This window comes from Roseateles sp. P5_B10, assembly GCF_056400485.1.
The window spans coordinates 1-514 of record NZ_JBFULE010001781.1; the positions used below are offsets into that span (position 1 = coordinate 1).

Consider the following 514-nt stretch of genomic DNA (forward strand, 5'->3'; position numbering starts at 1 on the left):
ATCTTTCTGGTGAACGGCGTCAAATTGCAGGGCATTGTCACCTGGTTCGACAATTTCTGTCTTCTGCTCCGGCGCGACGGACACTCGCAGCTGGTGTATAAGCATGCGATCTCGACCATCATGCCGGGCGCACCGATTCAGCTTTTTGAGGGTGGCGAGGATCCGGCTTGAGCGAACTCCTGAGAGACGCTTGATTGGAATTTCGTAGCTTCGAAGGCAATGCTGCCGACCGACCCTCGGCCAGCAGCGAATCGACCGGCCGCGTTCTCGTGGTCGGTCCTTACTTGCGCGAACGGCGGGGCGACGCCGACGCGCAAGCCTATTCTCATGTCCGCGATACGGAAGCCCGGCTCGAAGAGGCGGTTGGTCTCGCACGCGCCATCGACCTCACCGTGGTCGAGGCCGTCGCCGCGCCGCTGAGCCAGATCCGCCCGGCCACCTTTCTCGGCAAGGGCAAGGTCGAGGAGATCGCCGGCCTGATCGCAGCGAACGAGATCGGCATCGTGGTGATGGA

2 protein-coding genes are annotated in these 514 nt (G+C 62.1%); both read left to right on the forward strand.

The features are described 5' to 3' along the window. Nucleotides 1-9: 9 nt before the first annotated feature. Complete coding sequence (gene hfq, locus AC1DU6_RS35875; RefSeq protein ID WP_477863427.1) at nt 10-171, forward strand: RNA chaperone Hfq; 162 nt, start codon at nt 10-12, stop codon at nt 169-171. 23 nt (nt 172-194) lie between these two features. After that, nucleotides 195-514: HflX-like GTP-binding protein (locus AC1DU6_RS35880; protein WP_477863425.1), on the forward strand; the 320-nt coding region annotated here is incomplete at its 3' end.